The sequence below is a fragment of the Streptomyces echinatus genome (assembly GCF_014203595.1).
GTDB classification, from domain to species: Bacteria; Actinomycetota; Actinomycetes; order Streptomycetales; family Streptomycetaceae; genus Streptomyces; species Streptomyces echinatus.
Genome location: NZ_JACHJK010000006.1, coordinates 214,677 through 241,271 on the forward strand (window position 1 = coordinate 214,677; position 26,595 = coordinate 241,271).

General features: G+C 72.4%; 22 protein-coding genes and 1 riboswitch. Of the genes, 12 read left to right on the forward strand and 10 right to left on the reverse strand.

The window, feature by feature from the left end:
• Positions 1 to 846 precede the first annotated feature (846 nt).
• The 7 genes from FHS34_RS18565 to FHS34_RS43815 all read right to left on the reverse strand — a co-directional run bounded on the left by FHS34_RS18565 (position 847) and on the right by FHS34_RS43815 (position 7,618).
• On the reverse strand, positions 847 to 1,290 hold the full coding sequence (locus FHS34_RS18565; RefSeq protein ID WP_184966702.1) for a PaaI family thioesterase: 444 nt from the start codon (positions 1,288 to 1,290) through the stop codon (positions 847 to 849).
• 496 nt (positions 1,291 to 1,786) lie between these two features.
• Positions 1,787 to 2,458: an enoyl-CoA hydratase-related protein gene (locus FHS34_RS18575; protein WP_184966704.1), complete on the reverse strand. Its 672-nt coding sequence runs from the start codon at positions 2,456 to 2,458 to the stop codon at positions 1,787 to 1,789.
• Between the two features lie 44 nt (positions 2,459 to 2,502).
• Entirely contained in the window at positions 2,503 to 3,276 is a 774-nt protein-coding gene (locus FHS34_RS18580; RefSeq protein WP_225817516.1) for a TetR/AcrR family transcriptional regulator, read from the reverse strand.
• Positions 3,277 to 3,993: 717 nt separating this feature from the next.
• A complete protein-coding gene (locus FHS34_RS18585; protein WP_221509116.1) occupies positions 3,994 to 4,875 on the reverse strand; it encodes an MBL fold metallo-hydrolase in 882 nt (293 codons plus the stop codon).
• Between the two features lie 511 nt (positions 4,876 to 5,386).
• Complete coding sequence (locus FHS34_RS18595) at positions 5,387 to 6,427, reverse strand: LLM class flavin-dependent oxidoreductase (RefSeq protein WP_184966708.1); 1,041 nt, start codon at positions 6,425 to 6,427, stop codon at positions 5,387 to 5,389.
• Positions 6,428 to 6,474: 47 nt separating this feature from the next.
• Positions 6,475 to 7,299, reverse strand: coding sequence for a DUF1684 domain-containing protein (locus tag FHS34_RS18600; RefSeq protein WP_184966710.1), 825 nt, complete (start codon positions 7,297 to 7,299; stop codon positions 6,475 to 6,477).
• A gap of 196 nt (positions 7,300 to 7,495) precedes the next feature.
• The gene (locus tag FHS34_RS43815; protein WP_313149244.1) at positions 7,496 to 7,618 is read right to left on the reverse strand and encodes a putative leader peptide; all 123 of its coding nucleotides are present in this window, start codon (positions 7,616 to 7,618) and stop codon (positions 7,496 to 7,498) included.
• Positions 7,619 to 7,647: 29 nt separating this feature from the next.
• A riboswitch (SAM riboswitch) is annotated at positions 7,648 to 7,757 on the reverse strand.
• A gap of 179 nt (positions 7,758 to 7,936) precedes the next feature.
• Between FHS34_RS43815 and FHS34_RS44185 the strand changes: the two genes are divergently transcribed.
• The 5 genes from FHS34_RS44185 (at position 7,937) to FHS34_RS18620 (ending at position 11,241) form a co-directional block, all read left to right on the forward strand.
• On the forward strand, positions 7,937 to 8,011 hold the full coding sequence (locus FHS34_RS44185; protein ID WP_350839685.1) for a putative leader peptide: 75 nt from the start codon (positions 7,937 to 7,939) through the stop codon (positions 8,009 to 8,011).
• A 55-nt stretch (positions 8,012 to 8,066) separates the two neighbouring features.
• Positions 8,067 to 9,329: a vanadium-dependent haloperoxidase gene (locus FHS34_RS18605; protein ID WP_184966712.1), complete on the forward strand. Its 1,263-nt coding sequence runs from the start codon at positions 8,067 to 8,069 to the stop codon at positions 9,327 to 9,329.
• Between the two features lie 482 nt (positions 9,330 to 9,811).
• Entirely contained in the window at positions 9,812 to 10,225 is a 414-nt protein-coding gene (locus FHS34_RS44190; RefSeq protein WP_184966714.1) for a hypothetical protein, read from the forward strand.
• 220 nt (positions 10,226 to 10,445) lie between these two features.
• Positions 10,446 to 10,865: an aspartate 1-decarboxylase gene (panD, locus tag FHS34_RS18615; RefSeq protein WP_184966716.1), complete on the forward strand. Its 420-nt coding sequence runs from the start codon at positions 10,446 to 10,448 to the stop codon at positions 10,863 to 10,865.
• Between the two features lie 31 nt (positions 10,866 to 10,896).
• The gene (locus tag FHS34_RS18620) at positions 10,897 to 11,241 is read left to right on the forward strand and encodes a GNAT family N-acetyltransferase (protein ID WP_184966718.1); all 345 of its coding nucleotides are present in this window, start codon (positions 10,897 to 10,899) and stop codon (positions 11,239 to 11,241) included.
• Between the two features lie 1,236 nt (positions 11,242 to 12,477).
• Here FHS34_RS18620 and gnd read toward each other — a convergent pair.
• On the reverse strand, positions 12,478 to 13,917 hold the full coding sequence (gnd, locus tag FHS34_RS18625) for an NADP-dependent phosphogluconate dehydrogenase (protein ID WP_184966720.1): 1,440 nt from the start codon (positions 13,915 to 13,917) through the stop codon (positions 12,478 to 12,480).
• 271 nt (positions 13,918 to 14,188) lie between these two features.
• Here gnd and FHS34_RS18630 point away from each other — a divergent pair, with 271 nt between their 5' ends.
• Entirely contained in the window at positions 14,189 to 15,361 is a 1,173-nt protein-coding gene (locus tag FHS34_RS18630; protein ID WP_184966723.1) for a transglycosylase family protein, read from the forward strand.
• Here the strand turns inward: FHS34_RS18630 and FHS34_RS18635 are convergent.
• Complete coding sequence (locus FHS34_RS18635; protein ID WP_184966725.1) at positions 15,331 to 16,728, reverse strand: DMT family transporter; 1,398 nt, start codon at positions 16,726 to 16,728, stop codon at positions 15,331 to 15,333. The genes FHS34_RS18630 and FHS34_RS18635 overlap by 31 nt on opposite strands.
• A gap of 229 nt (positions 16,729 to 16,957) precedes the next feature.
• On the opposite strand from FHS34_RS18635, the gene FHS34_RS18640 reads away from it, so the two are divergent.
• From FHS34_RS18640 to FHS34_RS18665, 6 genes are all read left to right on the forward strand, one after another.
• Positions 16,958 to 17,713 (forward strand): (2Fe-2S)-binding protein, encoded by a 756-nt coding sequence (locus tag FHS34_RS18640; protein ID WP_184966727.1) that lies wholly within the window; start codon positions 16,958 to 16,960, stop codon positions 17,711 to 17,713.
• Between the two features lie 40 nt (positions 17,714 to 17,753).
• A complete protein-coding gene (gene glgA, locus FHS34_RS18645) occupies positions 17,754 to 18,944 on the forward strand; it encodes a glycogen synthase (RefSeq protein WP_184966729.1) in 1,191 nt (396 codons plus the stop codon).
• Positions 18,945 to 18,955: 11 nt separating this feature from the next.
• Positions 18,956 to 20,176, forward strand: coding sequence for a glucose-1-phosphate adenylyltransferase (gene glgC / locus FHS34_RS18650; protein ID WP_184966731.1), 1,221 nt, complete (start codon positions 18,956 to 18,958; stop codon positions 20,174 to 20,176).
• A gap of 126 nt (positions 20,177 to 20,302) precedes the next feature.
• Positions 20,303 to 22,621, forward strand: coding sequence for a GH92 family glycosyl hydrolase (locus tag FHS34_RS18655; protein WP_184966733.1), 2,319 nt, complete (start codon positions 20,303 to 20,305; stop codon positions 22,619 to 22,621).
• Between the two features lie 148 nt (positions 22,622 to 22,769).
• Positions 22,770 to 24,101: a wax ester/triacylglycerol synthase family O-acyltransferase gene (locus FHS34_RS18660; protein WP_184966735.1), complete on the forward strand. Its 1,332-nt coding sequence runs from the start codon at positions 22,770 to 22,772 to the stop codon at positions 24,099 to 24,101.
• A gap of 285 nt (positions 24,102 to 24,386) precedes the next feature.
• Positions 24,387 to 25,880, forward strand: coding sequence for an SDR family NAD(P)-dependent oxidoreductase (locus tag FHS34_RS18665; RefSeq protein WP_184966737.1), 1,494 nt, complete (start codon positions 24,387 to 24,389; stop codon positions 25,878 to 25,880).
• A gap of 84 nt (positions 25,881 to 25,964) precedes the next feature.
• Here the strand turns inward: FHS34_RS18665 and FHS34_RS18670 are convergent, their stop codons facing one another.
• Positions 25,965 to 26,360 carry a hypothetical protein gene (locus tag FHS34_RS18670; RefSeq protein ID WP_184966739.1) on the reverse strand — a complete coding sequence of 132 codons (396 nt, stop codon included), beginning with the start codon at positions 26,358 to 26,360 and terminating at the stop codon, positions 25,965 to 25,967.
• Positions 26,361 to 26,595 lie beyond the last annotated feature (235 nt).

The window sequence follows — 26,595 nt, forward strand, 5'->3', positions numbered from 1 at the left end:
TGCGGCATTGTTGTGTGACCCGGGTGTACACATGCTCGATTGAACGTTTTGACATGCGTTCCGGCGGTCGCTCGTCGCTCCTGCCAGGACGCGTCCGACGGCCGTCACGGGGGGGCGCCGCCGGGGCGCGCTCCGTGCCCTCGATGTGCTCCCCTTCGGTCCGCTCCTAATCGGTCGCCAGGGAAATCACACGTCGTCAGCCCTCAACGACACCACGCCACAAAGGTTGGTAACCGTCACGCGTGTGCGCATACGACTGGCGCGCCGTCAGGAAAGTCAGCAACGGGTCAGTGTGAGTCCTGGAACACCTGGCGACAGCTGGGTGTTTTTGCAGGTCAAGCCCCTGATCGCTGCCTCCGGGTCAGCAAACGGTCAGCATCGATTCGGACGGTGTCCGGCTTGCTGACCTGCACGTATGACATGGGTCTGCCGGGCCGTCCACGCCCTGCTCGCAAGGCTTGATACGTGGCTCGACAGCTCGCCCGTGGGATGGGGTCGTTCTTCAAGGAGTGTGGTTGTTCCAGGTCGACCCGTCACTCGCACCCGTACACGATTCGGTTCCGTGACGGTCTCGGCAAGCAGCGTGAAGAGGTCGGCTACGACGTCCTCGCCGTCGACGAGCTGTGTGCCGCGGACGCCGAGAGATCGCCCAGCACAAGGAAGACGTCGAAGCTCTCATCGGCGCCCTGCACCAGGCCACGGTCGAAAACCAGATCCAGCGCCAGCAGCCGGCTAGGGCAGCGCGCTGCCATCGTCCACGCGCTGCCCCCCCCCGCAGCCTCGGCCGCCGACGGCCCACGCGGAACGTGACCTTCACGGCAGGTGAAGCCGACCTCGGCGAGCGACCTAAAGGATCATGCAGGTGGTGGTGGCGTGGGCGATCAGTTTGCCCTGGTCGTCCAGCACCTTGCCTTCGGCGGTCGCCGTACGGCGGCCGGCGTGGATGACGGTGCCCTCGGCGGTGAGGGTCTGGCCGTCGGTGCGGGCGGCGCGGATGTAGTTGACCTTGAGTTCGAGGGTGGTGTAGCCGGTGCCGGCGGGGAGGGTGGTGTGGACGGCGCAGCCCATGGCGGAGTCGAGGAGGGTGGCGGCGATGCCGCCGTGGACGGTGCCGAGAGGGTTGGCGAAGTCGGGGCGGGTGTCGAGGGAGATGACGATGCGGCCGTGGGCGACCTCGTCGAAGCGCATGCCGAGCAGGCGGCCGATGGAGGGGACGTCAGTGGGGCGTTCGGTCTGCACCCAGCGCATCAGTTCCAGGCCGGTCATGGCGGTGAGGTCGGTGGTGGTCACGGGTCGTTCTCCTTGCGAGGTGCTGGTGGTGCCGCCCCGAGGGGCGGGGTGTTCATCAGGCGGGGAGGGGCTGGACACGGACGGGAACGTGCTTGTGCCAGGGGGTTCCGGCGATGGGGTCGCGCCAGGTGAGGTCAGTGAGGGTGTTCAGGGCGACGCCGGTGCGTTCGTTGCCGCCGTCGTGGGTGGGCAGGTCGAGGCCGAAGCCGTTCGGCAGGGCCGCGTCCCGGGCTGCAGGCGGGCGTCGCTCTCGACCACCGCCTCAGCGGTGCCGCGCGACGCGGTGATCTGGGCGAGGGCGCCGTCGGACAGGCTCAGCCGTTCGGCGTCGTGTGGGCCGGCGCGCAGGGCGTCCTGCTGGTCGCGCTCGCGCCAGGTGTTGTCGCGGAAGATGGTGTTTGCGGTGAACGCCCTGATGCGGTGGGCAGTTGGGGCAGCCCGTGCCCCCGGGAGACGGCGCCCGGGGCACGGCTTGGTGCGGTCGGTGGGGTGCTGGTCAGCCGAGCGGGTTGGTGGTGTCGCGCAGGGTGGCCAGGGCCGGTGCGTACATGCGGGCCTTGATGGTGCCGAGGGTGTCGCCGGCCTTGTTCACCTGTGCCTGGGCGATCTCGATCGCGGTGGAGCGCACGGCTTCCTCGGTGACGGCCTGGTCGACGATGCCGGCGGCCGCGGCGTCGGCGCCGCCGTAGCGGCGGGCGGTGATCATGGCCTCGTGCGCGGTCTGCGGCGCCAGCCGGGATTGGATGAGGGCGGCCATGCCGCGGGTGAAGGGGATGTTGATGTCCGCTTCGGGCAGGCACCAGAAGCCGCGGTCGGCGCGCATGACGCGGAAGTCGTGCGCGAGGGAGAACATCGCGCCGGCGGCGAAGGTGTGCCCCTGCAGCGCGGCCACCGTGATGACCGGCAGCGACAGCATCCGCGCGAACAGCTCATGGACGGTGACCACGTAGTCCTGATAGTGGTCGGTGTGGGCGGACAGCCAGTCCAGGTCGAGCCCGTTGGAGTAGAACTTGCCGGTGGCGGCGGTGACCAGGGCGCGAGGGCCTTCCACCTTCTCCACCTCGTCGAGCGCGGCGCTGACGGCGGTGAGCCAGTCGGGGTGGAAGCGGTTCTCTCCGTCTCCCAGGTCGAGGACGAAGACGTTGTCCTGACGGTCGAGTGAGGGCATGGCGACTCCTTCGGGCTGAGCTGACTCGGACAAGCGACTGCGGGCTACGGCCGGGGACCGGATCCGGCACCGGGGCGGTCGCGCAGGGCGTGGAGGAGCAGGTCGTGGATCTCGGCGGCGGCTGCCTCGATCGGGGCGGTGCTCCGTTCGGCCCGGCACATGATCACCGCGCCTTCGACGGCGGCGATCATGAAGGCACCGAGCCGGCGGCTGCGTTCCTCGGTCAGGCCGTGCCGGACGAGAAAAGCCGCGAGGGCCTCCTGCCAGCGGGCGAAGACTGCGGCGGCCGAGCGGGCAAGCTGGGGTGCATCATCGTTGGTCTCCACGGCCACCGCCACGATCGGGCAGCCGGCCCGGAAGCCGCTCTCCACGAGCCGGTCACGCCACAGCCGGAAGAACGCGTCGACGGCCGCCACCGGGTCATCCACCTGCATCGCGGTGTCGATCAGCCCCGTGAGGAAGTCCGCCGCCAGTGCCAGCGCCTCCTCGATGAGCTGCGCCCGCCCGCCGGGGAAGTGGTGATACACCGAGCCCCGGGGAGCTCCGCTGTGGGCGAGCACCCGGTCGATGCTGGTCGCGCTCGCACCGTATTCACGCAGCAGAGCTGCAGCACTGAGGACCATCCGGTCACGGCTTTCACTCTTGCGCGGGCTCATCTGCTCACCGGCTTCCCCATGGCCATACGGCCCACCAAACGGTCTACCTATCAGTAACTTAAGGTGTATGCCATAGAACATGCAAGAGCAGGTGCCGGCGATCATCGAATCCGTTCCGATGGCGCCGCTCGGCCACATGCACATACAGATGCGGCAGACCACGGCCTCCTTCCGCGCTTCCAGCGCCCCGTCCAGGCTGTCTCGGTGAGGCTTTGATGCAGGTCCGAGCAGATGCGGCCGAGCTGCATCGCACCAGGTTCTCCGCCTCGCTCCGCAGATGACACTCAGCACGGCCACAACGTCAGGGCGTGGGCAGGTGCCGGCGCACCCAGCCGGCCAGCAGCTCGCTCTGTCCGACGTCCTCGGTGAGTGGTAGCGGAAGCGGGGATTCGGGGCGAGGGGTGTGCCGTCGTACTCCAGCAGCGGACGTATGCCGAGCAGATCGCTGATCTCCCCGCGGAGGGCTCCGACGTCCCGGTCCGGGCCCACACGCAGCCGCGCGTCCAGAGCCGGCAGCCGCCCGTCGAGCCACTGCCCCTGCGGTTCTTCGCCGCCGCCAATGTCGGGGTTCAGCCACGAGGGGTGAAGGGGGTCCAGAAGCCGGAGTGCGCCCGCGGGAAGGCGGTCATCCCGTCCCTCGACCATGTGAAAACGGCGCCGGCCGCCGCGGATCACATCCTTGCGTTCCGAGAGGTTCCTCTGCCGCGCTCGCTGCGGGAAGCGATGGAACGCCACGAGGAGAAGCACGGCACCACGAAAGACGGCTACCTGCTGCGCGGTCCGAGCGGCTCTTTCCCGGGACCCGGGCTCCGTCGTTCTCGCGCTCGGCCCGACGTGGCTGGTATCGGCCGTGGTGCCGGTGCCCGCGGGAGTGGTGTGTCACCACTCGATGGCGCGTCCGTCGACGGTCGTTCCGGGGTAGAGGTGTTCGGCGGTCAGGGCCAGCATGGTGGGATTGATGCGGTCCAGGTGGCGCAGCAGCATCAAGTCGGCGAACTCCTTGGCGTGGCGGGCGACGGCGGCCACTTCCTCGGTGTCCTGCAGGTACGTGCGAGTCTCGTCCAGGTGGCGGGGGCCGTCGTCGTTGGCGGGGTTCTTGTGTCCGGCGACGACGGCGCGAGGGTGGACCGCAGCTATCTTGTCGATGGCGGCGATCCAGTCCGCGCGCCGCTCGGGCAGCGGCCGGGCCTTCTCGCCGCCGGCGAGGTAGGGGTGGACGCCGTTGTAGACGATGTCGCCCGCGACGACGAGGCCGACGGACGGCACGTGCACGAACGTGGTGTCCGGTGCGTCGCTGTCGCCGGCCTCGACGAACCTGACCTCTTCGCCCTCCAGGAGGAAGGTGTGGTCGTCGATCGCCTCGGGCAGCACGATGTCCTTGACGATCTGGCCGGGAAACTGGCTGTTCCAGAACGCCATTCGCTTTCCGGCGGTGAACTCCGCCAGGGCCACGGTGCCCTCAGTGGCGATCATCCGCGCGTCGGGAAAGTGCTTGGCGACCTCGGAGAATCCGAACCAGTGGTCGCCGTGGCCATGAGTGGCGTACATGGCGACCAGGTTCTTGCCCGAGGCCAGCACCCATTCGGCCACCTGCCGGGACTGCTCCTCCAGGTGCGGGGCGTCGATCAGGATGGCATCCCGCTCCCCGTAGATGAGGGTCGCCGATATCGGCGACCAGGCCGGGAGAGGCCGGACCGAGGAACCATCGGGCAGGACCGCCCGGGGAGGAAGGGTGACGAGCACGTCGTATTCGAGAGCCATGATTTTCTGCTTTCTGTACTTTCAATGCTCTGTTCCTATTTTTGCCAGACCATCCGAAATGGTTCCTGTCGGGTTGGTGAACTCGTTGGTGGCGGTGACGGCAACGCATGATCAGGTGTGTGCTCTCGGCCGCGCCGAAATCCCCAAGCGCTCGGTCGCGTGAAAGAGCGAGTTGGACCTGCAACGCCGGTTCGCTGCGGATACGACACGGCCCATTCCGAGGCGCGCATGCCGCCCATGGATCCGCCGACGACCAGGGCCCAGCGATCGATGCCGAGGGCGTCGGCCAGGCAAGCTTCCGCAGCGACCTGATCGCTCTGTGGCCAAAGAGGGGAGGTGGCACCCCAGTGTCGTTCGTCGGGACGCATGGAGGACGGTCCAGTACTGCCCTGGCAGCCGCCCAGCACATCGGCACCTCGTACGCCCCGGCATCGGTTGAAGCGGCGGCCGTCGGCGAAACGGCTCCCGGGTGTGGATCTCCGGCCGCACGGCGGCTCCCGCGGATCGGGGCTCATCGGACCGCCTCGTGCAGCAGCGCGGAGTCGGGCCGCCAGCCCAGCTCGGGCGCGATCGAGTGCCGTACGTCGTGCAGGATCTGCTCGTAGTCGGCCCGTTCGAACTCGTAGGGCAGCTCCAGGCGCAGCTCCGAGACGGCCGCGACCACGGGATCAGCGGTCAGCTGCTCCAGGATCTGGTCCGCGGTTCCCACCACGTCCGGGGCGAACAGGGTCCGCTTCGGGCCCTGCGGCGCCAGGGTGCGTGCGTGCCGACTGGCCGCGTACGCACGGTAGCGGGCCCGGGTCGTCGCGTCCGCGCTGTCGAACGGCACGATCACTCGTCCCAACGCCACCCGTGGCGAGCGGTCGCTGGTGATCAACCGCCGGTGTTCGCAGAGCAGGGCGAGCTGGGCCGTGGTGAAGTCGTCGGTGCCCTCGCCCGTCACGATGTTGCCGCTGAGCAGGTTCAGGCCGTGCTCGGCGGCCCAGCGGATCGAGCGCAGACTTCCCCCGCCGTACCAGACCCGGTCCACCAGGCCGGGGGCGTGTGGCTGCAGGCGCGGCCGCTGGGTGTTGCCGGGCGACCGGATGACCGTGTCGGGGCCGCCGAGATAGTCGCCGCGCAGGTGGTCGATGACACGGGCGATCCTGCCGTACGACAGGTCGAAGTCGTGCCAGTCCCCGTCGTGGACCAGGTCGCCGAGGAGTTCGGCGTGCGGCATGCCGGTGCTGAAGCCGGCCTGCAGGCGGCCGCGGGACAGTACGTCGGCGAGCGCCAGGTCCTCGGCGAGGCGGAACGGGTTCTCGTACCCGATCGGGATGACCGCGGTCCCCAGTTCCACCCGCTCGGTGCGCTGGCCGGCGGCGGCGAGGAACACCGCGGCCGAGCCGACACCGTGTTCGAGATGGCGTTGCCGGATCCAGGCACCGTCGAAGCCGAGTCGTTCGCCGTACTCGAACAGCTGCAGGGTTTCCTCCAGGCCGGTGTACGGGTCGTCATCGGCGAAGTTTCCCGGAGTGAGAAAGGCCAGCGAGCTGATCGTGGGTGTGCTCATGCGGTCTCCGCCCTCTTCGTCGTGGTCCCCTCGGTGGCGCAAGGTGTTCAGGAGCCGCCCCGCTCACGTGGGATCTTCTCCCCGGCCTCGATCGCCACCGACAGCCGGTTCTCGGCGGGCGGCAGCGGGCAGGTGGCCAGATCGGTGTAGGCGCACGGCAGGTTCGCCGCCCGGTTGAAGTCCAGGACGACCGTGCCGTCGGCGGCGGGCGGGGGGAGGACGAGGGCCCGGTTGGCGGCGTAGGTGGTGACCCCGGACGTCGCGTCGGTGAACAGCACCAGCAGACTGCCCGGACTGCGTCCGGGGAACGCGGTGAGGGCCTGGGGCCGCCCGTCCAGTTCGAACTCGACCCGGCCCGGCGCGTCGTACACGTGCTCGAGACCCTCGACCGCCGCGCCCACCGTCGTCGGTCGTGGCTCGTCGAAGGCCGTGTAGCGGCCGGTCACCGTCCAGCGGGGATGCGGGGCATAGGCGGGCGTGCCGGTGAAGGCGGTGCGCAAGGGGTTGTCCGGGTGCCGGGGACGGACGATGTCGTGTCCGCCGCGCTTGGCCACCTCGATCACGGCGTCGCCCCAGACCGCGTTGACTCCGCCGCGCTCCGGGAGCACCCCAAAGCGGTGCTCGCCGCGGACGGGGGCGCCGTCCACGACCAGTTCCTCACCGTCGTCGAGGATGACGACGACCCCGTCGGCCCCGGTCGACCAGGCGCCCGGAGCGTCCGGGAGACGCTGCGGCTCCTCGCCCAGCCAGTGCAGCCCGGTGATCGCGAGGAACCCGTGCGGGGCGGCGAGTTCTGCCTCCTGCCTGGTGTGCCATTCCTGCCAGTCGTGGATGAAGGCGGACAGGTCTGCGGTGGTGTCATGAACGGTCATGCGGACTCCCTTGCTCGCATCGGCTTGATGCGGCCGTGGCACGGCGGCCGCGGGGATCACCGCGAGCAGCTCGCGGATGTCGGTGTGGCGGGGGTGGGTGAACACGAAAGCCTCGTGGGGACGAGGCGGGAACGACAGAAGAGCGCCGTGGACGTCGAACAGCGCTGAACGTCCTCAGGCAGCCGGCGGGACGCGGTCAGCCATGACACAGACAGCTGGTGATGCGCTGCAGATCGATGTGGCGTCGGCGGGAGAATCGAGAGAAAGTCGCCGCACACACGAGGGAGGGACCGGGGACGCTGCTGTACAACACGCTCACCCCTCCGTGTCCCAGGCCCCTGCCACGGCGCCACGCGCTTGCCGGATCGGCGACCCGGCCGGGCTTTCACCTGGAGCACCCCACCGCGTCGGAGGGTTGCCGGTCAGCAAGCCAGGGCTTGACGCTGACACTCAATGCCGGTTGAAAAGCTACCTATCGCCGCCGTAGCCCGTCAATGTCGAGAGACGAGCCGTCGCTTCGTCTCGAAAGGTACTCGGGTAACGGGCGTATGGCGGGGACGCGAAGCCGTCATTGCAATGTCAGGCGGGCAACCTCCTTTTGTTGACCAAGGGTTGGGGCCTGGATAGCGTCCCCGGCATGCCGATCTCCCTGCGGTTCACTCGGCGGCGCGCCGTTGATCTGCTGCGTGTCGCCGCCGCGCTGTGTAGCTGACCCTCACCTGCGCCCCGGTCAACAGCAGTCACCGCATATCCGCGAGGGAGTACCCGTGCATCCGCTCACCACCCGCCGCTCCGCCCTGAGGGCGCTGGGCTCGGCCGCCCTGCTGGCCGCCTCCGGCACCGTCCCGTCCGCCACGGCTGCCGTGGCGGACGAACGGACGTCGCGCCCGTCCGTGGCGCTCGACTGGTACGACCTGACGGCCGCTACCATCGCGGCCGCCGGCGCCGCCACCCAGATCACCAACAACCGTACCTGGGCCATCAGTTGGCTCGCGGCGGCCCGAGCCACCCGCGAGGTGCCGCCCGGCGTCGACCGGAGGGACTTCCAGGACGCGGCCCTGGCGTCCGCCGTACACGATGCCCTGCTGGCCCTGGTCCCGTCCCGCACCCAGGAACTGGATGCCGCGTTGCGAACCACTCTGGACCGCGTCCCGGACGGGTTGGCCAGGTCGAAGGGTGTGGCGGCCGGTGCGCGCCAGGCACGGCTGGTCCTCGCTTCCCGCGAGGGCGACGGTCTCGACCCGGCCTCGGTCAACGCGCCCTTCACCGTGCCGCCCGCGGCTCCCGGCGTGTGGCAGCCGACGCCGCCCGCCTACGCCCCCGCCGCACAGTACGGCAACCGGCTCGCGAGACCCTTCCTGCTGGACGGCCCCGATCAGTACCGGCTGCCCGCACCGCCCGCCCTGGACTCCGCGCGCTATCGTGCCGACCTGGCCGAGGTACGGGCGTACGGGGCCGTGGACAGCACCGTGCGCACAGCGCTGCAGACCGAGACCGCCACCTTCTGGCTGGGCTCCTCACTGACGCTGTACACCGAGCCGCTGAGGGTCGCCCTCGCCCGGTCGCCACGCTTCGTCCCCGCACGGGCCGCGCTGGTGGCGCTGTTCCACATCGCCCTGGTGGACACGCAGATCGCCACCTCCGACACCAAGTACGCGTACCTGCGCTGGCGCCCCGTCACGGCCATCCGCGCCGGCACGATCGACCCCGACCCCGACTGGACGCCGCTGCACGTCACGCCGGCCCACCCCGACTACCCCAGCGGCCACAACACCTACTCGGGCGCGGCGGAGACGATCCTGACGGGGCTCACCGGGCCGCGGACCGCACCGTTCGAGCTGACCAGCCCCACCGCCCCCGGAGTGACGCGCACATACACGGCCTGGAGTCAGCTGTCCCAGGACAACGAGGACGCCCGCGTCTACTCCGGCATCCACACCCGCTCGGCCGACGTGGCCGGCCTCGCCCTCGGCAAGCGGGTGGCGGGGCACGCGCTGCGCAACGCGGAACGTCTGTTCGGCGTGTCGTGAACGATTCGGGATGCGGCCACCCGGCGGCCCCGTCCCGAACCTCGTTACCCGACACGGCGGCCGCCTCCCGCAGTGCCTGAGCCGCCGCCTGGGGTGAGTCCGGGCCAGGGGCGTCCGGGTGGCAGGTGACCGAGCGGAGGGCGCCGGTGTAGCGGAAGACGCCGTGGCGCTCGTACAGCGGCCGGGAGACCGGCGACTTGCGGTCGAGGTCCACGCTGACGCCCTGGAACGGGGCCATGCCGATGAGCTGGTGGACCGGTCACGGTGCGGCGCGTTCGGCGCCGTCCACGGCGAGCGCGAAGCGCCGGCGCAGCCCCGTTCGGCGGTGGGCGTGAGGAGGACGGTGGGGGTCCCGGGATGGAGAGCGCTCGCGTCCGTCTCGCGCAGGGCTCCGTACTCGTTGTACGCGAAGTGCAGGCGGCCGTCCTCGACGTAGAGGCTGTACGCCGCCCTGGTCGCCGTGCGAGACCAGGACGCCCGCGGTGCCCTCCTCCTACGACTCCAGCTCGACCGTGACCGTGAAGGAACGGAAGGCGATCAGGCGGGGGGCGATAGCGCTCGAGTTCGGGCGTGCCGGGGAGCAGGGTGACGCGGCGGCCGAGTTTCTCCTCCGCCGGGCCGTGCAGGGCGAGGGCACCGGGGGCGTCCTGGAGCGGGAAGACGCCGTTGCGCCAGGCCGCCGCCTCCCAGGCTGCCGCCAACTCCTCGACCAGAGGGTGACTCCCGCCAGGTTCAGCAGCGTCGGCGCGAGATCCGTGACGTACCGGTACTGGTGGCGGACGCCGTCGTCGTCGGGGGAGCGGCGCAGGCCGCGCGGCCGGGAGATGAGGAGGACTGTAGGCCGAGTCCTCTGCGTCGACGCTGACGTGACACAGATCTCGATGTGCCTCCGGTAGACGGTCTATAGTCTGGGCCCGTTTGTTGGCCGAAGGTGAGATGTAAGGCTCGTGAAGAGCCTTCCGCATGTGGCTGGCGAAGCGTCAGCCAAGTCAGCAAGCGGCCAGCAAAAAGCCCGCAATGGGCGTCGGAAGCGCGTGGGTGGCGGGCCGCTGTAGGGTGAGAGAACAGCCCTTGACCTGCACAAAGCAGGCAGGGAGCGAATTCCGGGAGTGCTGAATGCTTCGTACCGTATTCAAGTCCAAGATCCACCGTGCCACCGTCACCCAGGCCGACCTGCACTACGTGGGATCGGTGACCATCGACGCCGACCTCCTCGACGCCGCCGACCTGCTGCCCGGGGAACTGGTGCACATCGTCGACATCACCAACGGCGCCCGGCTGGAGACGTACGTCATCGAGGGTGAGCGCGGGTCCGGGGTCATCGGGATCAACGGGGCGGCGGCCCACCTCGTCCACCCCGGCGATCTGGTGATCATCATCAGTTACGCTCAGGTCACCGACGCGGAGGCACGCGAGCTGCGGCCCCGGGTCGTGCACGTCGACGCCGGCAACCGGATCGTGTCCCTCGGCGCCGACCCGTCCGAGCCGGTCCCCGGTTCGGAGCAGCAGCGCAGCCCGCAGGCCGTACGGGCCTGACCGGCGGAGCAGGACCAGGAGCGTGCGTGCCATGAGCGAGATCGAGATCCGCGACGACCGGGCGGCGGGCCGCCTGGAGGCCGTCGGCGACGGTGAAGTCGTCGGCCACATCGAGTACTTCGTCCTGGAGTCGCCCGCGCGCGCCCTGGTCCCCGTCCACACGATCGTCGAGCCCGCCCATGAGGGGAAGGGCATCGCCGGATCGCTCGCCCGCGAGCTGTACGCCCTCGCCGAGCGTGAGGGCGTGCCGGTGGCCCCGCTGTGCCCGTACGTCGTCAAGTGGGCCGAACACCACCCGGAGACGGCCCCGCCGGCCGACCCGGAGCTGCTCTCGGCCGCCAAGGACTGGCTGCGCGCCCACCCCGGACGCTTCTGACCGCGCGGCCGGGCCCGGAAATGCCGCTGGGGCCCGCAGCGTCGCCGCCGGGGGCCTGCAGCGCCGCCGCCCTGGGCCCACAGCGCCGCCGTCGGGGCCCGCAGCGTCGTCGCCGGGCGGTCGTGCCCCGGGTGCCGCCTGTTCGCCGTCGGGGCCGGTGAGCCAGCAGCGGTCCTGCGCGGAGTGCCGCCAGTCGGCCCTGAAGCCCCGGGTACCGGCAGTGGTCCGTAGGTCCCCGGTACCGTCTGCGGGCCGCAGGACCCGGACATCCCTGTCGGCCGTCGCGTCCAGGGTGCCGTCCGCGAGCCGTCGGGCCCGGGTACCGCCGGTTGCCGTGCGGCAGGCGACCTCACCGGGACCCGGCCGTGCGGGTGCAACGAACCGGGCCACCCGGATCGCCGGGACCCGGCCGTGCGGGTGCGCGAGCCGGGCCGCCCGCACGGACCCGTTCGGTGCCGCCGTCGGGTGAGTGGCCGCGCGGGCGTCGGGTAGGCGGGGGAGTAGTCCAGAGGCGACGTGCCGTGACAGCCCGGAGGACCTCATGACCAACCCGCACCCCGCACCGGTCCCGCCCGGCCCGCCGCCGGGTCCCGGGCCGACCCCGCCGGATCCCTACCCCAGCCCGGTGCCGACCCCGGAACCGGCCCCGCAGCCCACTCCGCCCGTACCGGGTCCCGATCCGACCCCGCCCCCGGCACCCCCGGCCCCGGGCCCACCGGAACCGTCACCGTCCCCGATCCCCCCGGGCCCGGAACCCGTACCGAACCCGGAGCCGGGTCCACCCCTCAGCTGAGCCAGTGCCCACGGCGCCCCGCAAGGGGCGCGGGGCACGGCGCACGGCCACGACGCTCTCGCACCGCGGCCCTGCCGCGGCTGCTCTCGCGCCCGGGGGCCTGTCTCGTACCCGGGGCCCGCCGCGAACGCTCCCGCACTCGGGGCCCGCCGCGAACGCTCCCGCACTCGGAGCCTGCCGCGAACGCTCCCGCACCTGGGGCCCCGTGGACGCTCCCGCTCCCGCCCCCCGGAGCCCGCCGCGGACGCTCCCGTAAGCCCCGTAAGCCCCGTAAGCCCCGTAAGCCCCGCAGGGGGCGCGGGGAACGGCGCGAACGGCCACGACGCTCCCGCACCGCGGCCCGCCGCCGTTCCCCCCCCGGGCCCGCCGCAGGCGCTTCCGCCCCCGCGACTCGCCGCCGGTTCCCGGCCCCCCGGGAAGCGCGCGGAACCCGGGCGGAATCCCTACGCCGAGACCTCGCTGCGGTCCCCGCCCCACAGTGTGTGGAACGCACCGTCCCGGTCCACCCGCCGGTAGGTGTGCGCACCGAAGAAGTCCCGCTGTCCCTGCGTGAGCGCGGCCGGCAGGCGCTCCGCCCGCAGCGCGTCGTAGTACGCGAGCGCCGCCGCGAAGCCCGGCGTCGGCACGCCCTGCCGGGTCGCCGCCACCAGGACCTCCCGCCAGTCGTCCTGCGCCGCGGCGATCTCCTGCGCGAACGTCTCGTCCGACAGCAGGCTCGGCAGGTCCGGGCGGCCGTCGTACGCGGCGCGGATGCGGTCCAGGAACGCCGCCCGGATGATGCAGCCCCCGCGCCAGATCGCGGAGACGGCGCCCAGGTCGATGTCCCAGCCGTACTCCTCGCTGCCCGCGGCGATCTCGTGGAAGCCCTGCGTGTACGACACGATCTTGGACGCGTACAGCGCCTGCTCCACCCGGTCCGCGAACGCCCCCGCCTCCGACTCGCTCAGCGGCGACGGCTTCGGCCCGGCGAGCCCGCGCGAGGCCTCGCGCAGCGCCGCGTGCCCGGACAGGGAGCGGGCGAAGACCGCCTCGGCGATGCCGGACACCGGAACGCCCAGGTCCAGCGCGATCTGCACCGTCCAGCGGCCGGTGCCCTTCTGCTCGGCCTGGTCCACCACCACGTCCACGAACGGCTTGCCGGTGGCCGCGTCCACGTGGGACAGCACCTCGGCGGTGATCTCGATCAGGTAGGAGTCCAGCCGGCCGGTGTTCCAGGTGCGGAAGATGTCCGCGATCTGCGCCGGCGTGTACCCGGCGACGTCGCGCAGCAGCTGGTACGCCTCGCCGATCAGCTGCATGTCGGCGTACTCGATGCCGTTGTGGACCATCTTCACGAAGTGCCCGGCGCCGTCGGGACCGCAGTGCGTGACACAGGGGGCGCCGTCGGCCGCCTTCGCGGAGATCTTCTCCAGCATCGGGCCCAGCGACCCGTACGACTCCTTCGAACCGCCCGGCATGATGCTCGGGCCGTGCAGCGCGCCCTCCTCGCCGCCGGAGATGCCGGTGCCCACGAAGTGGATGCCCCGCTCACGCAGCTCCCGCTCCCGGCGCCGGGTGTCCGCGAAGTGCGCGTTGCCCCCGTCGATGATCATGTCGCCGGGCTCCAGCAGCGGGGCGAACTCCTGGATCACCGCGTCCGTCGGCTCGCCCGCCTTGACCATGATGACCAGGCGGCGCGGACGCTCCAGCGCCGCCACGAAGTCCTCGGCGGTCTCGGCCGCGACGAAGTCACCCTCCTGCCCGAACTCCTCCACCAGCGCCTTCGTCCGCGAGACCGTACGGTTGTGCACGGCGACCGTGTAGCCGTTGCGGGCGAAGTTCCGGGCGAGATTGCGGCCCATGACCGCGAGGCCCGTGACACCGATCTGCGCTGAAGTGCTCATACCGCCTGCTCCCTGGTTGCCTCGTGACTACGGCTCCGTCAGTACGGGCCCTCGCCCATCCTGACGTGCCGCTACGGCGAGCGCACATCCGACCCGCCACGCATGTGTACGCGCCGCGGCCGCGTTCCGCCTCAGCCACCGGCCGCTCGGTTCAAGCAGGGGCCGTTTACGGCCACTTGTCCCCGGCGAGAGGCCGATTTCCCGTCTTGTCATGGCCTGTTCGTGGCGCTTACTTTTGCCGCTCCTGACGCATGCCGAGGGGATTTCGGACATGGCCGTACGCGGCCGGCACCGCCGGTACCAGCCGAACAGGATCAACCGCGCCTCACTCACCGTCACGGCGAGCGGCGCCGGCCTCGCGATTCCGCTGGTCGCCGCCGGCACCGCGAACGCCGCCGACACGGCCACCTGGAACAAGGTCGCCGCCTGCGAGTCCAGCGGCGACTGGAGCATCAACACCGGCAACGGCTTCTACGGCGGGCTCCAGTTCACCCAGTCCACCTGGGCGGCGTACGGCGGCACCCGCTACGCGCCGCGCGCCGATCTGGCCACCCGGGCCGAGCAGATGGCCGTCGCCGAGAAGGTCCTGGACGGGCAGGGGCCGGGCGCGTGGCCCGTGTGCTCGGTGCGGGCCGGACTGACCCGGGGCGGGGGCGGCCCCGACGTGCACCCCGACTCGGCGACCACGCATCAGGCGCACACCACCGGCACCACGAGACCGGGCAGCCGTGAGTCCGCTTCCGTCAAGGACGTGCAGCCGCAGACCACCCCGCAGTCCCGTGCGGGCCGGGCCGAGATGTACACGGTGGTGCACGGAGACACCCTCTCGGGCATCGCCGGCGACCATCACGTGCCGGGCGGCTGGCGGGCGCTGTACACGGGCAACCGCGCCACGATAGGCGCCGATCCCGACCTCATCGTGCCGGGGCAGCGGCTCAGCCTGAACGGCCACCGCACCGCCCCCGCGCCCCCCAAGTCCCCGAAGCGGAAGACGCCTTCGGAGCACCCCACCACGCACCACACCCCGCCCCCCGCCCGGCACGCGCTCGTCGCCCCGGTGACCGCGTCCATCGGCACCGGCTACCACGTGGCGGGCTCCCACTGGTCGAAGGGATACCACACCGGCGTCGACTTCCTCGTGCCCACCGGCACCCCGGTGAAGGCGGCGGCCGCCGGGCAGGTGGTGGCCGCGGGCTGGGGCGGCTCGTACGGCTACCAGGTGGTGATCCGGCACGGAGACGGCCGCTACACCCAGTACGCCCATCTGTCCGCCATCTCCGCGCGGGTCGGCCAGAGCGTCACCGCCGGTCAGCGCGTCGGCCGCTCCGGTTCCACCGGAAACGTCACGGGCCCGCATCTGCACTTCGAGGTGCGGACCGGGCCCGGCTTCGGCACGGACGTCGACCCGCTCGCCTACCTGCGGGCCGGCGGCGTCAGGATCTGACCCGGGGACGGTGCCCGGTCCAGGTCCGGCAGCGGTGCGTGGAAGGCCGCGGTCAGCAGGACGTACGACGCGGGCAGCGCGAGGCCGGCCGACGGCGCGCCGCCCTCGGTGTCCGCCCCGCGGTCAGCCCGTTCCGGCACCAGGTGCTTGCGCCGGGCCGGCTCGGTGGTCCCGGCGCCGGGCCCGGCGTGCCCGGCGCGGTCACCTCCCGCGCGCCGGACCCCGCGCTGCCGCGGCACACCGAGGCGCGCCCGGGCGCCGGCCCGCACCGCCTCGGCACCGGCCGGCACCTCGTGCGCGCAGGAGCCCCCGGCCGCCGACAGCACGGCCGGAGCGGGAACGGCGGGCAGCGCCCCGTCCGCCACCGGAACGGCCGCGGGAGTCGTGTCCGCCATCGGTACGGCCGGCACCGGAACAGCCCGAGACGCCCCGCCCGCCGACGGAACGGCCGGAGTGCCCGACGCGGCAGTGGCCGCGGCGGCCGGGGCCGGCGTGGCAGGTGTCGCGGTGGCCGGGGCCGGCGTGGCCGGGGCCGTCGCGGGCGACAGCCGCTCCGTCGTCAGCATGATCAGGCCGCCCGCCGCCACCACCCCGCAGCCCAGGGCGAGCACGGTGCCCGTGGTGCCGTGCCGGAACGTCTCGCCGAACATCAGGATGCCGACCGCGGCGGCCAGCATCGGATTGACCACCGTCGCCGTGGCCAGCGGGGCCGCGAGGCCGCCGCCCCGGTAGGAGGCCTGGGACAGCAGCACGCCGGCGACCGTGAACAGCGCGATCACCGCGAGGGAGGGCAGCTCGCCCAGGCCGACGCCGTGGGACCAGTCCACGGCCACGGTCTTGGTGAACACCGACGACATGCCGAACGCGATGCCGGAGGCGGTGGCGAGCAGCACGCTGCGCACCGCCGGATGCCGGTGCACGGCCAGCCCCGCGAGCATCAGCGCCACCACCGCCCCGCCGGTGACCAGCGCGACCGCCACCCGCTGCGCGGGGGCGAGGGAGTGCGCGGAGGAGGAGCCGACCAGGGCCAGCAGACCGGCAAGGCCCACCGTGGCCATCAGGGCCCCGCGCCAGGCGGTCGCGCCGGCCCGGCGGCCGACGCACAGCGCCGCCAGGGGCAGCGCGAAGACGATGGTCAGCGCGCCGAGCGGCTGGACCAGGCTGAGCGGCCCGCAGGCCAGCGCCACGACGTGCAGCACACCGCCGAGACCGTTGAGCGCCAGCGCGCCCCACCAGCCCGGCCGGCGCAGCGGCAGATACGCGCCGTCCGGAGAGGACACCGCGACCTGCTCCTGCGCGATCGCTCCGCCCGCGTAGGCGACGGCGGAGACGACCGACAGGAGCACGGACAACGCCAGGGCGCTCATCGCTGTCTCCTCTGAGGGCGGTGGGCGTCCTGCGCCCGGCGCGGCGTACGGTCGGCTTCCATGAACCAACACTCTGCCCGCCCGGGCCCTTTGAGTCGTCGTACCTGAGCACGCCATGCGTCCTACTGCCGATGGAGTACACGGGCCGAGTGATCATCCCCTGGAGGGGTGACCGCGGGTGGACACCCGCCGGTGCGCCCCGGCTACGTGCCTGGTAGTAGTGCCTGTCGTGGATCTCGACCCCGGACTCGCCGCACTGCGCCCCCTCGGCGGCTTCTTCGTCCTGCGTACCGCGCCCGGCACGGCCGCCGCCGGTGCCGCGCCATGGCGGCTGCCGGCCCTCGCGGACGGGTACGCGGGGGCGGCCCCGGACGTTCACCGGGATCCGGTGGCCTCCCGGGTCGCCGCCGTCGGACAGCGGCTGCGGACCCGCGAGGTCCGGGTCGCCGCCTCCATCGCCCAGCAGGGGCTCGCCGCCCGGCTGTGGTCGGCGGCCCTGGGCTGTGCCGTCCTCTACGGCCGGCTGCCCGACCTGGACCCGCGCCTGCTGCGCTGGGACGTCCTCGCCATCGCGCCCGACGACCTGTGGCTCACCGAGCTGCGCCCGCTGCCCGGGGACGCGGCCGCGCTCACCGGCACGGTGCTGCACGGCCATCTGGAGCCCCTGGCGGCGACCCTGCGGGCCCGCTACGGCGTCGCCGCCGGCCTGCTGTGGGGCAACGCGGGCTCCGCGCTCGCCGCGACCGCCCGGGAACTGGGCCGCTGGGCCCGCGTCCACGGCCGTACCGACGTGGCGGCCCGCACCCGCGTCCTCACCGGTGAGCTGTTCGACCACCCGCTGCTGAGCGCCACCGGCGTGCGCACCGGCACGGCCTTCCGGCGCCGCAGCTGCTGCCTGTACTACCGGGTGCCGGGCGGCGGGCTCTGCGGCGACTGCTGCCTCACCCGGCCGCCGCGCTCTTCCCCGGGCGCCGCGTCTGGGTGACCATGAGGGGAACCTGCCGCCGAGACCAGGGGGTTGACGGGTGCGAGTGGGACTGCTGACCCGGGAGTACCCCCCGGACGTGTACGGCGGCGCGGGCGTCCATGTGGAGTTCCTCGCCCGTGAACTGACCCCCCTGGTCGACCTGGAGGTGCACTGCTGGGGCGAGGGACGCGGGGTCGGCGTCGTACGCCACCGTCCCTGGTCCGCCCTGGACGGCTCCAACGACGTCCTGCGCACCTTCTCGGTGGACCTCGCCGTCGCCGCCGCCCTCGAAGGCCGCGAACTCGTCCACTCCCACACCTGGTACGCCAACCTCGCCGGCCACGTCGCCAAGCTGCTGTACGGCGTCCCGCACGTGGTGACCGCCCACTCGCTGGAGCCGCTGCGCCCCTGGAAGGCCGAGCAACTCGGCGGCGGGTACGTTCTGTCGAGCTGGGCCGAGCGCACCGCGATCGAGGCCGCCGACGCGGTGATCGCCGTCTCGGGCGCCATGCGGGAGGACATCCTCGCCTGCTATCCGGCGCTGGACCCGGCCCGCGTCCACGTGGTCCACAACGGCATCGACACCCGGCTCTACCGCCCGGCTCCCGGCACCGACGCCCTCACCCGGCACGGCATCGACCCGGCCCGCCCGTACGTCCTGTTCGTCGGCCGGATCACCCGGCAGAAGGGCGTGCCCCAACTGCTCCGTGCGGTACGGGACATCGATCCCGGGGCACAGGTCGTGCTCTGCGCGGGCGCCGCCGACACCCCGGAGACCGACCGGGAGTTCCAGGAGCTGTTCGAGGAGCTGCGCCGGGTGCGGGCGGGCGTGTTCTGGATCCCGCAGATGCTCCCGCGCCCCGAGGTGATCCAGCTCCTCACCCGGGCGGCCGTGTTCGTCTGCCCCTCGGTGTACGAGCCGCTCGGCATCGTCAACCTGGAGGCGATGGCCTGCGGCACGCCCGTGGTGGCGTCCCGGGTGGGTGGGATCCCCGAGGTCGTGGAGGACGGCCGTACGGGCCTCCTGGTCGACGCGGACGACGATTTCGTGCCCGGTCTCGCCAGGTCCCTGGACACCGTCCTCGCCGACCCGGAGGCGGCCCGGCGGATGGGAGAGGCCGGACGGGCGCGCGCGGTCGGGGAGTTCGGCTGGGACGCGGTGGCCCGCCGCACGGCGAAGCTGTACGAAGAGGTTCTCGAACGGGCTCGGTCCGGCCCGTTCGGGGCATCCGTGGTGGAACCAGGGTGAGGGGAGCGGACATGCGTCGTGGAGGGCCTTCCGTGCTCGGGATCGTGCTGGCGGGCGGGGAGGGCAAGCGCCTGATGCCGCTCACCGCGGACCGCGCCAAACCCGCGGTCACCTTCGGCGGCACCTACCGGCTCGTCGACTTCGTCCTGTCCAACCTCGTCAACGCGGACGTACTGCGCATCTGTGTGCTCACCCAGTACAAGTCGCACTCGCTGGACCGGCACATCACCACCACCTGGCGGATGTCCAGCCTGCTCGGCAACTACGTCACCCCGGTTCCCGCGCAGCAGCGCCTCGGGCCGCGCTGGTACCTGGGCAGCGCCGACGCGATCCTGCAGTCCCTGAACCTCGTGCACGACGAACAGCCCGAGTACGTCGCCGTGTTCGGCGCCGACCACGTCTACCGCATGGACCCCCGGCAGATGCTCGCGCAGCACATCGAGGGCGGCGCAGGGGTGACGGTGGCGGGGATCAGGGTGCCGCGATCGGAGTCCTCGTCCTTCGGGGTGATCACGCCGGGACGGGACGGCCGCACCGTCGACCGCTTCCTGGAGAAGCCCGCCGACCCTCCCGGCCTGCCGGACGACCCCGGGTGCGTCTTCGCCTCCATGGGCAACTACATCTTCACCACGAAGACCCTGATCGAGGCGCTGCACCGGGATGCCGAGGACGGGCGGTCCGTGCACGACATGGGCGGCTCGATCCTGCCCCAGCTGACCGCGCGCGGCGAGGCCCGGCTGTACGACTTCAGCGACAACCACGTCCCGGGCGAGACCAGCCGGGACCAGGGCTACTGGCGGGACGTCGGCACCCTGGACGCCTACTACGAGGCGCACATGGACCTGATCGCCGAGCGCCCGGCGTTCAACCTGTACAACCGTCAGTGGCCGGTCTACACCCACTCGGGCCAGCTCTCCCCGGCCCGCTTCAACGCGGGCGGCATCGCGAGCGAGTCCATCGTCAGCGCGGGCTGCCTGATCCGCGGTCAGGTCACCCGGTCGGTGCTCTCCCCGGGCGTGCGTGTCGACCCCGGCGCCGTGGTGCAGGGCTCGGTGCTGCACGACAACGTCCGCGTCGGCCGCGGAGCGGTGGTCCGCGGCGCGGTCCTGGACAAGAACGTGGAGGTCCCGCCGGGCGCCACGATCGGCGTCAACCCGGAGCGGGACGCCGAGCTGTACACCGTCTCCAAGGGCGGCGTCATCGCGCTGGGGAAGGGGCGCCGGGTGACCTGACGGACACGCCGTCGGCGGCGCTCGCGGCGCGACGCGTCACAAACCGATCCCTCGGAATGCCCGGGTTCGTGGCGTCCGGCCTTCAGGATGCAGGCAACGATGTCCAACCTGCGGAGGTCATCCGACATGAGAGGGACCCGGCGCACGCGGCTGTGCCTGGCCGGGGTGATGGCAGCGTCCGCGCTGATCACCCCCGCCGCACGGGCCGCGGAGCGGGCCGACGGCCACCTCACCGACCTGGTCAACCCGTTCATCGGGACCCAGAACGAGGGCAACACCTTCCCCGGCGCGGCCGTGCCCTTCGGCATGGTGCAGCTCTCCCCGGACACCGGGCACAGCACCGGCTACGACTACACGCAGAACCGTATCCGCGGCTTCTCCCTGGTCCACCTCTCGGGCGTCGGCTGCCGCATCGGCGGCGACCTGCCCGTGCTGCCCACCACCGGCGAGGTCACTCAGACGGACCACGCCCGGTACGCGGCCGCGTTCTCGCACGACGACGAGGAGGCGAGCCCCGGCTACTACCGCGTCGGCCTCGCCTCCGGGATCCGCGCCGAGCTGACCGCGACCGCCCGCACCGGGGTGCAGCGCTACACCTTCCCGGCCACCACCGAGGCCAACGTCCTGCTGAACGCGGCCCAGTCGCTGCACAAGCCGGCCGGCAGCGTGGTGGAGGTGCTCGACGACCGCACCGTGCGCACCGAGATCACCGGCCACGGCTTCTGCCGGGACACCGGCCCCTACACGGTCTACACGATCACCCGCTTCAGCCGGCCGTTCACCGCCTACGGCACCTGGGACGGCCGGACCGTCACTCCCGGCTCCCGGAGCGGGCCCGGCGGCGCCTACGTCCGCTTCGACACCACCCGGGACCGCACGGTCGAGGCGACCACCGCCCTGTCGTACGTCGACGCGCGCGGCGCCGCGACCAATCTCCGTGCCGAGGGCGGCCGGTCCTTCGACAGCGTGCGCCGCCGGGCCCGCGAGGAGTGGGAGCGCCGGCTCGACGGCGTCCGGGTGCGAGGCGGCACGTCCACGCTCCGCCGGACCTTCTACTCCTCGCTCTACCGGTCGTACCTCGCACCCAACGTCGGCAGCGACGCCGACGGACGCTACTTCGGCTGGGACCGCCGTACCCACCGGGCCCGGGGGTTCACCTACTACCAGAACTGGTCGCTGTGGGACACCTACCGCACCCAGGCCCAGCTGCTGGCGCTGCTCGCGCCGCGCGAGGCGCGGGACATGGCGCGGTCGGTGGTCGCGGTCGACGAGGACGGCGGCTGGCTGCCCAAGTGGGGCTACGGCCCGGTCGAGACGAACATCATGAGCGGCGACCCGGTCACCCCGTTCCTGACCACCGCCTACCACATGGGGCTCCTGAAGGGCTTCGAGGAGCGGGCCTACCGGGCGCTCAGGAAGAACGCCGACGGCGTGCCGCCGGCCGCCTACCCGGGCATCGGCCGGGAGGCCAACGCCGAGTACGTCGCGCGCGGGTTCGCGCCCTACGTCAAGGGCCGGCCGTACGCCAAGATGGGCGACTCCGACTACCACCACGGCGCCTCCGTCACCCTGGAGTACGCGCTCGCGGACGCGATGCTCGCCCAGATGGCCCGCGGTCTCGGACATCACGAGGACGCGGCCCGCTACGCCGCCCGCTCGAGGAACTACCGCAACGTCTTCGACCCGGCCACCGGTTTCTTCCGTGCCCGTGACGCCTCCGGCGCCTTCACCGGCTCGCCCGACCCGGCCCGCGGCGTCGGCTTCCACGAGGGCACCGCCTGGCAGTACCAGTGGCTCGTCCCGCAGGACGTACCGGGCATGGTCGGCCTGATCGGCGGCGAGCACGCGGCCAACGAGCGCCTGGACGCCTTCTTCGCCTACGGCCGGCTGCTCTCGGACCCGGAGGGGACCGCCCGCGAGGTGTGGGTGCACGGCGACCCGTACGCCTACTACAACGCGGCCGTGTACAACCCGATGAACGAACCGGACCTCATCGCGCCCTACACCTACCTCTCCACCGGCCAGCCCTGGAAGACCACCGACGTGGTGCACGCGGCGCTGACCCTGTTCACCGACGGGCCCACCGGCATGACCGGCAACGACGACCTCGGCACCATGTCCGCCTGGAACGTGCTGTCGTCGATCGGGCTGTTCCCGGTCCAGCCCGGCCACGACACCTGGGGACTGACCACCCCGGTCTTCGACCGCGTCGACCTGACGCTGGACCGTCACTACTGGCCGAGCGGCCGGCTGACGGTGACCGCGCCCGGCACCTCGGCCACCGACCGCTACGTCCAGGCCGTGCGCGCGGACGGGACACCGCACGGCCGGACCTATCTGACGACGGGCGCGCTGCGCTCGCTGCGCTCCCTCGCCTTCACGGTCGGCCCGCGCCCGTCGGAGTGGGGTACGTCACCCGAAGCGGCGCCACCCGTCCTGAGATGACCTCAGCCGCCTCCTTGAGTCCCGCCGCTCGCAGCGGCGGCGGGACTTAACCTGACGTTAACTGTGCGTAGACTGATCGTACTTGACCGTAATCGCCTGGCGGAGATTGACTGCTGATCCACCCGTCGCCGACGCGTGAGGCAAGCCCTTGACTTCCGACCCGCTCGCTCCCCTCGATCTGGCCTTCTGGAACATGGAGTCCGACCGTCACCCGATGCACCTCGGCGCGCTCGGCGTCTTCGCCGCGCACTCACCCACCGCCGGGGCCCACGCCGCTGACCTGCTCGCCGCCCGCGCCGCCGCCGTACCCGGCCTGCGCATGCGCATCCGCGACGTCTGGCAGCCGCTCGCCTTCGGTGGCGCCGCCCGGGAGCCCGACCCGGACTTCGACCCCCTCGACCACGTCCGGCTGCACGCCCCGGCCGACGACTTCCACGCGGTCGCCGGCCGGCTGATGCAGCGCCCGCTGGAACGCGGCCGGCCGCCCTGGGAGGCGCATGTGCTGCCCGGCGAGGACGGAGTGTCCTTCGCCGTGCTCTTCAAGTTCCACCACGCCCTCGCCGACGGGCTGCGCGCGCTGAAGCTCGCCGCCGGCGTCCTGGACCCGGTCGACCTGCCCGGGCGGGCACCCCGCGCCATCGAGCCGCCCCGCGGCCGGCTGTCCGATGTGCGCCGGCTGCCCGCCCGGGTCCCGGAGCTGGTCAGGGCCGCCCTGTCCGACGCGGGCCGGGCCCTGGACATCGGCGCCTCGCTCGCCCGCTCCACCTTCGGCGCGCGCCCGTGCGCCGCGCTCACCTCCACGCCCAGCGGCACCCGCCGCACCGCCGGCGTCGTCCTCGACATCGACGACGTGCACCGGGTGCGCAAGAGCGCCGGCGGCACCGTGAACGACGTCCTCATCGCCGTCGTCGCCGGCGCGCTGCGCCGCTGGCTGGACGAGCGCGGCGACGGCAGCGAGGGCGTGACGCCCCGCGCCCTGATCCCCGTCTCCCGGCGCCGCCCGGGCACCGCCCAGTCACAGGGCAACCGGCTCTCCGGCTATCTGATACGGCTCCCGGTGCACGAGAGCGACCCGCTCGGCCGTCTGGGCGCCGTGCGCACCGCGATGGTCCGCAACAAGGACGCGGGCCCCAACCGGGGCGCCGGCGCGGTGGCCCTGCTCGCCGACCACGTGCCGGCCCTCGGCCACCGGCTCGGCGGCCCGCTGGTCGGCCAGGCCGCCCGGCTCTGGTTCGACATCCTGGTCACCAGCGTGCCGCTGCCCGGCATCGGGCTCCGGCTCGGCGGCCACGAGCTGGCCGAGGTGTACCCGCTGGCCCCGCTCGCGCCCGGCCAGGCGCTGGCGGTCGCGATCTCGACGTATCGCGGGCGCGTGCACTACGGCCTCGTCGCGGACGCGCGGGCCGTGCCGGACCTGGACCGGTTCGCGCACGCGGTCTCGGCAGAGGTGCGGGCGTTGCTGGCGGCCTGCGAGTACTGAGCGGGGCCCCCGGCCGGACCCGGGGCCCCGCACCCGGCCCGCACCCGCACCGCCCGGCGGCCCCCGTCGCCGGGTGCGGGTGGTGCCGCGGAGCCCACCGGACCGGTGGTGCCTACGGGGCACGGCGGACCGGTGGTGTCCGCGGGGCCGACGGGCCTGGTGTGCCTGCCGGGACCGCCGGACGGGAGCGGTTTGGTCCCCGGGGCCGGCGCTCCGTAAAATCCGCTGTTCGAAAGCGGGCGCGAGTCGGAGCGCCGCGCGGGCGACCAGGGAAGCGGCAGCGCGATGACGGTGACACAGGACGGCTCGGCGTCCATGGACGAGGTGGTCTACGGGCCGGGAATCGACCCCGAGCGGCTGGCCGTCTGCCTGAGCGTGCTGGAGGAGCTGGACCGGCTCGAGGTCGACCACCCCGACGCCATCCAGGTGCGCCGGGCCACCTCCGGCCTCTACCGCACGGTCAAGCAGCGCCGCCGTCAGGAACGCCGGGCCGCCAAGACCGCGCACGACCGCAGCGTGACGGAGGCCACCGCGACCGGCTCCGCCGAGCGCATCGACGACGAGACCGAGGGCATCCTGCCCTCCTCCAAGGTCGAGGAGGGCCGCGTCGCGGGCATACTCCAGCGCCCGCGCTCCTGCTACGTCTGCAAGCAGCGCTACATCGAGGTCGACTACTTCTACCACCAGCTCTGCCAGAAGTGCGCGGCCGAGAACCGCACCAAGCGGGACGCGAGCGCCGACCTCACCGGTAAGCGCGCCCTGCTCACCGGCGGCCGGGCCAAGATCGGCATGTACATCGCGCTGCGGCTGCTGCGCGACGGCGCGCACACGACGATCACGACGCGGTTCCCCAAGGACGCCATCCGCCGCTTCAAGGCGATGGACGACTCGGCGGACTGGATGCACCGTCTGGAGGTCGTCGGCATAGACCTGCGCGACCCGGCCCAGGCCGTCGCGCTGGCCGAGCAGGTCGCCGAGGCGGGACCGCTGGACATCCTGATCAACAACGCCACGCAGACCGTCCGCCGTCTGCCCTCCGCCTACGCCGCCCTGGTCGAGGGCGAGAGCGCCCCGCTGCCCGCCGGGGAGCTCCCCGCCCACCACGTCATCGGCGCCTTCAACTCCGGCGCGGTCGACGGTCTGGCCGCACTGCCCGTGGGCGGCAGCGGTCTCGACGCGCAGAAGGTCGCCGACCTCGCGCTGGTCGCGGGCAACGCCAGCGTCGCCCGGCACCTCGACGGCACCGCCATCGACGCGGGCGGCCTGCTGCCCGACGTCGTCGACAGCAACACCTGGGTGCAGAGCATCGAACAGATCTCCCCGGTGGAGCTCCTGGAAACCCAGCTGTGCAACTACACGGCGCCGTTCATCCTGATCAGCAAGCTCCGCCGGGCCATGGCCGACGCCGCGGGGAAGGCGGTGAGCGGACGGGCGTACGTCGTCAACGTCTCCGCCATGGAAGGCGTCTTCAGCCGCGGCTACAAGGGCGCGGGCCATCCGAACACCAACGCCGCCAAGGCCGCGATGAACATGGTGACGCGGACCAGTGCCGAGGAGATGTTCCGGACCGACGGCATCCTCATGACCTCGGTCGACACCGGCTGGATCACCGACGAGCGGCCGCACTACGACAAGCTGCGCCTGGCCGAGGCCGGCTTCCACGCGCCCCTCGACCTCGTCGACGGCGCCGCCCGGGTCTACGACCCGATCGTGCGCGGCGAGGCGGGCGAGGACCTGTACGGCGTCTTCCTGAAGGACTACGCGCCCGGCAAGTGGTGAGGCGCCTGGCGGGTGACGCGCCGAAGAGCCGAAGAGCGGGGCGTCGGAGAGGCCGAGGGGCGGAGGGCCGGCCGCGGGCGGTCCTCAGTCGACCGCGCCGAGCCGCGCGTGGCGGGCCGCCACCAGCTCCAGCACCGTGCGCCAGTCCTCCAGCACGCCCGCGTCGAAGCCGGCCGTGCGGCCCTCCTCCTCGGCCTGGCGCAGCCGCAGCAGATCGTCGTCGGCGGGGCCCGCGTCCCCGCTTACCAGCCGGAACACCCGCTCCCCGAGCAGGGAGCGCACCGCCTCGGCCGCGCTGCGCGTCCCGGCCGCCCCGTCGCCCGGGCGGAGCGCCGGTCCGATGCCCCGCACCAGCCCCGCCACCTGGAGCTCCTTGTCGGCGGGGCGCCCCCGGCGCAGCAGCGCCGCGGTCCGCAGCGCGTGCTGGTGCCGGCCGGTGTACAGCAGATCCATCAGCTCCTCGACGCTGCGCAGCTCCATGCGTCAGTCCTTCCGCGAGACAGCCGTTGCCGCGTCAGCAGACCATGGCGAGCTTGCCGCCCGGCCAACGGCACTTGAACTGCGCCGGGTCCGGCCGACGGCCGCCGACAGATTCGAAGATGTGTTCGTTCGTATAGGCCGAGTGGGTGATTCCGTGTGTCGCCCGAGTAGACGTCTTGTTTCAAAAGGCCCCACATTGGGGGGTATTGAGGCGCTGGAGGAAACGCAGGGCTTA

Bases quoted from the DNA above. Each gene is read 5' to 3' on its own strand.
- FHS34_RS18585 (WP_221509116.1), bottom strand. From the start codon at position 4,875: ATGGCTCTCGAATACGACGTGCTCGTCACCCTTCCTCCCCGGGCGGTC.
- FHS34_RS18665 (WP_184966737.1), top strand. From the start codon at position 24,387: ATGACGGTGACACAGGACGGCTCGGCGTCCATGGACGAGGTGGTCTAC.
- FHS34_RS18620 (WP_184966718.1), top strand. From the start codon at position 10,897: ATGAGCGAGATCGAGATCCGCGACGACCGGGCGGCGGGCCGCCTGGAG.
- glgC (WP_184966731.1), top strand. From the start codon at position 18,956: ATGCGTCGTGGAGGGCCTTCCGTGCTCGGGATCGTGCTGGCGGGCGGG.
- FHS34_RS18595 (WP_184966708.1), bottom strand. From the start codon at position 6,427: ATGAGCACACCCACGATCAGCTCGCTGGCCTTTCTCACTCCGGGAAAC.
- FHS34_RS18600 (WP_184966710.1), bottom strand. From the start codon at position 7,299: ATGACCGTTCATGACACCACCGCAGACCTGTCCGCCTTCATCCACGAC.
- FHS34_RS18655 (WP_184966733.1), top strand. From the start codon at position 20,303: ATGAGAGGGACCCGGCGCACGCGGCTGTGCCTGGCCGGGGTGATGGCA.
- panD (WP_184966716.1), top strand. From the start codon at position 10,446: ATGCTTCGTACCGTATTCAAGTCCAAGATCCACCGTGCCACCGTCACC.
- FHS34_RS18630 (WP_184966723.1), top strand. From the start codon at position 14,189: ATGGCCGTACGCGGCCGGCACCGCCGGTACCAGCCGAACAGGATCAAC.
- FHS34_RS18575 (WP_184966704.1), bottom strand. From the start codon at position 2,458: ATGCCCTCACTCGACCGTCAGGACAACGTCTTCGTCCTCGACCTGGGA.
- gnd (WP_184966720.1), bottom strand. From the start codon at position 13,917: ATGAGCACTTCAGCGCAGATCGGTGTCACGGGCCTCGCGGTCATGGGC.
- FHS34_RS18670 (WP_184966739.1), bottom strand. From the start codon at position 26,360: ATGGAGCTGCGCAGCGTCGAGGAGCTGATGGATCTGCTGTACACCGGC.
- FHS34_RS18635 (WP_184966725.1), bottom strand. From the start codon at position 16,728: ATGAGCGCCCTGGCGTTGTCCGTGCTCCTGTCGGTCGTCTCCGCCGTC.